Genomic DNA, 6,760 nt, shown 5'->3' with positions numbered 1-6,760 from the left:
CGGGGCGGGGGCGGGGGGGGGGGGGGGTGGGGCGGCCCCCCGCCCCCGCCCCCCCACGGCCTGCTGGCCACGCCTGTGCGCACCCTGAAACGGGACGCCAAGAAGAACAGCGACATCCAGGTCCTGGTAAAAGAGGCAGCCGAACGGGGGACTGTCGAGTTCTTCGTTGGCCTGCCGCAGAGCATGAAGGGCACTGAAACTGCGTCCACGGAGATGGCCCGCAGCTATGCCCAGACGCTTGCCCAGGCACTGGAGAAGGCCGGGCTCAGCGTCCCGGTGCGGCTGATTGACGAGCGGCTGAGCACGGTAAGTGCCCACCGCTCACTGCGTGAAGCTGGCTTGGACACACGAAATCACCGTAGAGTAGTAGACCAAGTGGCCGCTGTGGGTATATTGCAGCAGGCCATAGACATGCAGCGTTCACTGGGACGCGATGTGGGGGTGCCGGTCACACTTCGCCGGAGTGCGCAATCTGCTGCTCCGGCCCCGAACGAGGAGCGAACTATTTCCGAGCAAAGCCGCCCCGAAAGCGATACGGCGTCGTGAGCCACCGGTACCCTGACCCCCACGGTACGGGCGAACAGCCGGAGAACGAACCGGCTGCAGACGGCTATGCGGACTACGAGGATGCCCAGCATCCTCCGCCGCCGTATGACGGTGCCCGTTATGACGACGCCGGGTATGACGACGCACGGTACGAGGACGACCAGTACGTCCACGCCGAAGCCCAGCATGCCGGTGCCCACAGGGGAACGCAGCACCAGGAGGCGGCTCCCGCCGTCCAGCACTTCTTCGCAGCAGAGGAAGCAGCACCCAGCCGCCGCAGCCGCCGCCCGTCCCGGGAGAAGCAGCGCCGCCGCCGTCGCCGCACCATAGTCATGATCGCAGTGCTGGCGGTCTTCGCCGGAGCGGTCTTTGGCCTGACGGTCTTCCTGCGCGACCTGCTGGGAATGAATGAGGTTAAGGACTACCCGGGCCCCGGGGAGGGAACAGTCTCCTTTGTGGTGCAGCCCGGCGACGGACCCCTTGTCATCGGCAACAACCTGGCCAGCCAGGACATCGTGGCAAGCTCCAAAAAATTCGTCGAAGTATTCCAGCAGGAATCGCAGGGCCGCGAGATCCAGCCCGGTACCTTCGAGATGCGCTACCAGATGAGCTCCTCCGGTGCCCTGGATGCGCTGCTGGGCGACGGTGGAACTGCAGTTCACTACGCAGCAATAGACCGCGACCTCCGCCAGAACGAGTCCTTCGACAAGCTGGTCGAAGCCACCGGCATTCCGCTGGAGGAATTCACTTCCCTTGCAGGGAATCCCCAGGCCTTTGGCCTCCCGGAGCAGGCCGTGAGCCTGGAAGGCTATCTTTTCCCCGGTGAATACCGGTTCCCGGTTGACACCACGGCCGAGGAAATCATCACCGAAATGGTGCAGAACGCTTTCGCAGCACTTGAGGATGCGGGAGTCACGGACCCTGCCGAGCAGTACCGGGTGCTGACCAAGGCAAGCATCATCCAGGCTGAGGCCGGCGAAGCCGACTATGCCACCGTTGCCGGAGCGATCGAGAACCGTCTCCGGGCAGACAATACCGAGACCAACGGCCTGATCCAGTCGGATGCAACCGTCACCTACGGTCTCGGCCGGAAGAGCTACAACCTCACACCGGAGGAAAAGGCGGATACGTCCAACCGCTGGAACACCTACGCCAACCCCGGCCTGCCGGTGGGACCGATCGGTTCCCCGAGTGTGGAAGCGATCGACGCTGCAGCCAATCCCGCGGACGTACCGTACTTCTACTGGGTCACTGTCAACCTGGACACGGGAGAGACCAAGTTCTCCTCCACCCTGGCCGAACACGGACGCTACGTTGCCGAATACCAGCAGTGGTGCGGCACCCAGGAAGCCGGAAGGTGCGACTAGTTGCCCGGCCGCAAACGGGCGGCAGTACTGGGGCATCCGATCGGGCACTCCCGGTCGCCCCAGCTGCACCGCGCCGCGTATGACTACCTGGGATTCGACTGCAGCTACGAGGCAATTGACGTAACAGAGGACGCCGCAGCGGACTTCGCTGCCGCGGTGCGGCGTGAACCGGAATGGAACGGCCTCTCCGTCACCATGCCGCTGAAGGCCGCTATGGCCGCAGCCGTGGACCGGCTGGATCCGCTGGCCGAAGCGCTCGGTGTGCTCAATACAGTCACCTTCGAACACGGATCTGACCGGACCGTGCTCACCGGATGGAACACCGATGTCCTGGGCCTGGTGAATGCCCTGAGGCATGCCGGGGCCAGGGAAGCTCCGCGCGGGGTCATCCTCGGCGCCGGGGGGACGGCCTGCGCGGCTGTCGCTGCCCTGGCCCGGATGGGCTGCACCAGCGTGGACGTCCATGCCCGCAGTTTCCGCAGCGCTTCCGCCGCCGGCGCCTCCGGCACAGCAGCGTCCGGGCTCCGGGCCGACGTGCAGCTGGTCGGAGACCGGCTCGGCGTGCAGGTGAACCTGCGTCCCTGGGAAGACGCCGCAGCTGCCTGCTCCCGCGCCGACGTCGTCATCTGCACACTGCCGCCGCGCGGTGCGGACACGCTGGCGGACGGGCTCCAGGCACTGGGAGCCGGCTGTGCCGGTGCGGTGCTGCTGGACGCCGCCTACGACCCCTGGCCCAGCCGGATCGCCGCTGCCTGGGAACAGGCGGGGGGAACGATTGTGCCGGGACTTGAAATGCTGCTCTACCAGGCTGTGGAACAGGTGCGCCTGTTCACCGGCAGTTCGTTCCGCGACGAGGCCGCCGTCATAAACGTGATGTGTGACGCAGTGGGACTGCCCCGGCGCTGAACGGCCCTTCCGAACGTGGCAGTATTGAAGCCATGTTGCGTTGGTTGACCGCCGGTGAGTCTCATGGGCCTGCACTGGTTGGAATTATTGAGGGCGTCCCCGCTGGCGTCGAAGTAAGCACCCCGTCCATCCAGGAAGCGCTGGCCCGACGCCGTCTCGGCTACGGCCGCGGTGCCCGGATGAAGTTTGAACAGGACGAGGTCCGCATCCTCGGCGGCGTCCGCCACGGACTCACCCAGGGCGGCCCGGTGGCTATCGAGGTGGGTAACACCGAGTGGCCTAAGTGGGAGCAGATCATGGCCTCGGATCCCGTCCCCGCGGAGATCCTTGACGGCCAGGCCCGTAACGCTCCGCTGACCCGGCCGCGTCCGGGACACGCAGACTTCACCGGCATGCAGAAGTACGGCTTCGATGAAGCCCGTCCGGTCCTGGAACGTGCCAGTGCCCGGGAAACTGCAGCCCGCGTGGCACTCGGCGCAGTTGCTGCTGCGTTCCTGAAGCAGCTCGGCGTCGAACTGGTCAGCCACACCGTGTCTATCGCAACGGTTGCTTCCCCGGAAGGTTCGGCGCTGCCGCTGCCCTCCGATGTAGCCGCACTGGACGAAAACCCGATGCGCTGCTTTGACCCGGCAGTTACCGAAGCCATGGTTGCCGAGGTGGACACCGCCCACAAGGAAGGCGAAACCCTGGGCGGAGTCGTGGAAGTCCTCGCCTACGGGCTGCCGCCGGGACTGGGCAGCTACGTTCACTGGGACCGCCGCCTTGATGCCCGCCTGGCCGGAGCCCTGATGGGCATCCAGGCCATCAAGGGTGTTGAAGTCGGCGACGGTTTCCTCACTGCCTCCCGCCGCGGCTCCGCCGCCCACGATGAGATCCTGCAGGACGAGTCTGGCCGCGTCATCCGCTCCGGCAACCGTGCCGGCGGCATCGAAGGCGGCATGAGCATCGGTGAAGTGCTCCGCGTCCGCGCGGCCATGAAGCCCATCGCCACCGTTCCGCGTGCCCTGAAGACCGTGGACGTTTCCACCGGGGAACCCGCCCGTGCCCACCACCAGCGCTCGGACGTCTGCGCCGTGCCGGCTGCCGGCGTCGTCGCCGAAGCCATGGTGGCCCTGGTCCTCGCCGAGGCGATGACCGAAAAGTTCGGCGGAGACTCCGTTGCGGAGACTGCCCGGAACCTGCGGACCTACCTGGAGAACATTCCGGACTCACTCTCCTCGACCGGTACCGGTACAGGTGCCTGAGCAGCATCTGGTCCTGATCGGGCTGATGGCCGCCGGCAAATCCGTTGTCGGCCGGTCCCTGGCTGCCCGCCACAACCTGCCCTACGTCGACACCGACCAGCTGGTAGTGGACGAACACGGACCCATCCCGGAGATCTTTGCCCGGCACAGCGAACGGTTCTTCCGCGAAGCTGAGGCACGCGCCGTTGCCGGCGCGCTGGACTCACCCGAGCGCTCCGTGATCTCCCTGGGCGGCGGGGCAGTCCTGGACACCGGAACCCAGCAGCTGCTGGATCGCGCTACGGTTGTATTCCTGGATACCGACCTCGCCACGGTGCTGCCGCGCATTTCACGCACGGCCCACCGTCCGCTGCTGGCCGGTGACCCGGCGAAGCGCTGGAGCGCACTGGCAGAGGTCCGCAGACCAATTTACGAATCGCTGGCAGACATAGTCATAGATACCAGGGGACTGGCAGTAGCCGAGGTGGTGGATCGCATCACCGCAGCCCTGGACGAAGGAGAGAACTAAATGCCCGCTGAAGCCACCATCATCCCGGTGACCGGTGAGAAGCCCGCAGAGAATTACGACGTCGTCATCGGCAACGGCCTGCTTGGGCGCCTCCCGGACATGCTGGGAGAGCGGGTCCGCCGGGTTCTGGTGATCCACCCCCGCGCACTTCGCACCACGGGTGACACCGTCCGCGACGAACTCGCCGAAGCCGGCCTGACAGCCCTCACCGCGGAGATTCCCGACGCCGAAGAGGGCAAGCACATCCAGGTTGCCTCCTTCTGCTGGCAGGTCCTGGGGCAGAACGACTTCACCCGCTCCGACGCCATTGTGGCCGTGGGCGGGGGAGCGGTCACCGACGTCGCCGGTTTTGTGGCGGCCACCTGGCTGCGCGGCATCAAGGTAGTTCACATCCCCACCAGCCTGCTGGGCATGGTGGACGCAGCCGTGGGCGGCAAGACCGGCATCAACACCGCTGAAGGCAAGAACCTGGTGGGCGCCTTCCATCCGCCGGCAGGGGTCCTCGCGGACCTGGACGCGCTCGGTTCACTGCCGAAGAACGAACTGCTCAGCGGCATGGCCGAGGTAGTCAAGTGCGGTTTCATTGCCGATCCCGCGATCCTGGACCTGATCGAAGCCAACCCGGAAGCAGTCGCCGACGGCGCTTCGGATACGGTGCGTGAACTGGTTGAGCGGGCAGTGAAGGTGAAGGCTGAGGTCGTCTCCAGCGACCTGCGTGAAGCAGGACGCCGTGAGTTCCTGAACTACGGGCACACGCTGGGACACTCCATTGAGCTGGCCGAACGCTACCAGTGGCGCCACGGTGCGGCCGTCTCCGTTGGTATGGTCTTTGCCGCCGAGCTGGGCCGCATGGTGGGACGGCTCGACGACGCCACTGCGGACCGGCACAAGGAGATCCTGACCTCACTCGGCCTTCCGGTGACCTACCGCCGGGACCGCTGGAGTGCACTGCTGGACGGCATGCGCCGCGACAAGAAGTCACGCGGCGACCTGCTGCGCTTTGTGGTCCTGGACGGACTGGCCAAGCCCTCCATCCTGGAGGTCCCGGACACCTCGCTGCTCTTCGCCGCGTACCAGGAGATTGCCTCCGAGCCGCAGACCGGGATCCGGCTCAGCCTGTAGGGAATCGCCGAACAGGTAGAATGGTCGACGGACCAGACACGCAGCAACGCGAAACGACGAAAGAGAAACTGTGGCAACGACCAACGACATCAAGAACGGCACCGTGCTGAAGCTTGAAGGCAACCTCTGGAGCATCATTGAGTTCCAGCACGTAAAGCCGGGCAAGGGTGGTGCGTTTGTCCGTACCAAGATGCGCAACGTCCGCTCGGGCAAAGTCGTCGACAAGACGTTCAACGCGGGCATCAAGATCGAAACTGCCACGGTTGACCGCCGCGATTACCAGTACCTGTACAAGGACGGCGAAGACTACGTCTTCATGGACACCTCGGACTATGACCAGCTCACGGTCCCCGGCTCGATCGTCGGCGACTACGCCAACTTCATGCTTGAGTCCATGATGGTCACCATCGCCATGCACGAAGGCGCCCCGCTCTACATTGAACTTCCGGCTTCCGTGGTCCTGGAGATCACGTACACCGAACCGGGCCTGCAGGGCGACCGCTCCACCGGCGGCACCAAGCCCGCCACGGTTGAAACCGGCTACGAAATCCAGGTTCCGCTGTTCCTGGAAACCGGCACCAAGGTGAAGGTTGATACCCGCACCGGCGACTACCTGGGACGCGTTAACGAGTGAGTGCCCGCAGTAAAGCAAGAACACGGGCACTTGAGGTGCTCTTCGAAGCGGAACAGCGATCCATGTCTCCGCTTGAGTCCCTCCGTTCCCGCCGGGAAAAGACGGACCAGGTAATCAACCCCTACACCATGGACCTGGTGGAGGGTGTCATTGCCAAGCAGGAACAGATCGATGAATTCCTGAGCACCTATTCCCAGGGCTGGCCGCTGGAGAGGATGCCGGCTGTTGACCGCATCATCCTGCGGCTGGGCAGCTGGGAGCTGCTCTACAACGACGACGTCCCGGACAAGGTCGCCATCAGCGAAGCCGTTGAACTCGCCAAGTCGCTTTCCACGGACGAGTCGCCGGCGTTCATCAACGGTCTGCTGAGCCGGCTGCACCAGCTCAAGGATTCACTGCTGGCCTAGTTCAGCGGAAACCACGCATTATGCCC

8 protein-coding genes are annotated in these 6,760 nt (G+C 65.1%); all 8 read left to right on the top strand.

The window, feature by feature from the left end; genetic code table 11:
• The first annotated feature begins 60 nt into the window (after window positions 1-60).
• The 8 genes from ruvX (at window position 61) to nusB (ending at window position 6,734) form a co-directional block, all read left to right on the top strand.
• Window positions 61-546: a Holliday junction resolvase RuvX gene (gene ruvX, locus TVC13_RS11210; protein ID WP_422401288.1), complete on the top strand. Its 486-nt coding sequence runs from the start codon at window positions 61-63 to the stop codon at window positions 544-546.
• The gene (gene mltG, locus TVC13_RS11205; RefSeq protein WP_422401283.1) at window positions 543-1,913 is read left to right on the top strand and encodes an endolytic transglycosylase MltG; all 1,371 of its coding nucleotides are present in this window, start codon (window positions 543-545) and stop codon (window positions 1,911-1,913) included. Before ruvX ends, mltG begins: the two co-directional genes overlap by 4 nt.
• On the top strand, window positions 1,914-2,819 hold the full coding sequence (locus TVC13_RS11200) for a shikimate dehydrogenase family protein (RefSeq protein ID WP_422401282.1): 906 nt from the start codon (window positions 1,914-1,916) through the stop codon (window positions 2,817-2,819).
• A 32-nt stretch (window positions 2,820-2,851) separates the two neighbouring features.
• Window positions 2,852-4,063: a chorismate synthase gene (gene aroC / locus TVC13_RS11195; RefSeq protein WP_422401281.1), complete on the top strand. Its 1,212-nt coding sequence runs from the start codon at window positions 2,852-2,854 to the stop codon at window positions 4,061-4,063.
• Window positions 4,056-4,571 (top strand): shikimate kinase, encoded by a 516-nt coding sequence (locus TVC13_RS11190; protein ID WP_422401280.1) that lies wholly within the window; start codon window positions 4,056-4,058, stop codon window positions 4,569-4,571. Before aroC ends, TVC13_RS11190 begins: the two co-directional genes overlap by 8 nt.
• A complete protein-coding gene (gene aroB / locus TVC13_RS11185) occupies window positions 4,572-5,693 on the top strand; it encodes a 3-dehydroquinate synthase (protein ID WP_422401279.1) in 1,122 nt (373 codons plus the stop codon).
• A gap of 70 nt (window positions 5,694-5,763) precedes the next feature.
• Window positions 5,764-6,327, top strand: a complete 564-nt coding sequence (gene efp, locus TVC13_RS11180) for an elongation factor P (RefSeq protein ID WP_055240995.1) — start codon at window positions 5,764-5,766, stop codon at window positions 6,325-6,327.
• A complete protein-coding gene (gene nusB, locus TVC13_RS11175; RefSeq protein WP_422401278.1) occupies window positions 6,324-6,734 on the top strand; it encodes a transcription antitermination factor NusB in 411 nt (136 codons plus the stop codon). Before efp ends, nusB begins: the two co-directional genes overlap by 4 nt.
• Window positions 6,735-6,760 lie beyond the last annotated feature (26 nt).

Source organism: Arthrobacter sp. 3Tela_A (assembly GCF_049311025.1).
Lineage (GTDB): Bacteria > Actinomycetota > Actinomycetes > Actinomycetales > Micrococcaceae > Arthrobacter_B.
The sequence above is the reverse complement of the archived record's forward strand: the minus strand, read 5'-3'. Positions and strand labels throughout refer to the sequence as shown.

Excerpts from the sequence above, each read along its gene's own strand:
- aroC (WP_422401281.1), top strand. The coding sequence starts at position 2,852 with ATGTTGCGTTGGTTGACCGCCGGTGAGTCTCATGGGCCTGCACTGGTT.
- aroB (WP_422401279.1), top strand. The coding sequence starts at position 4,572 with ATGCCCGCTGAAGCCACCATCATCCCGGTGACCGGTGAGAAGCCCGCA.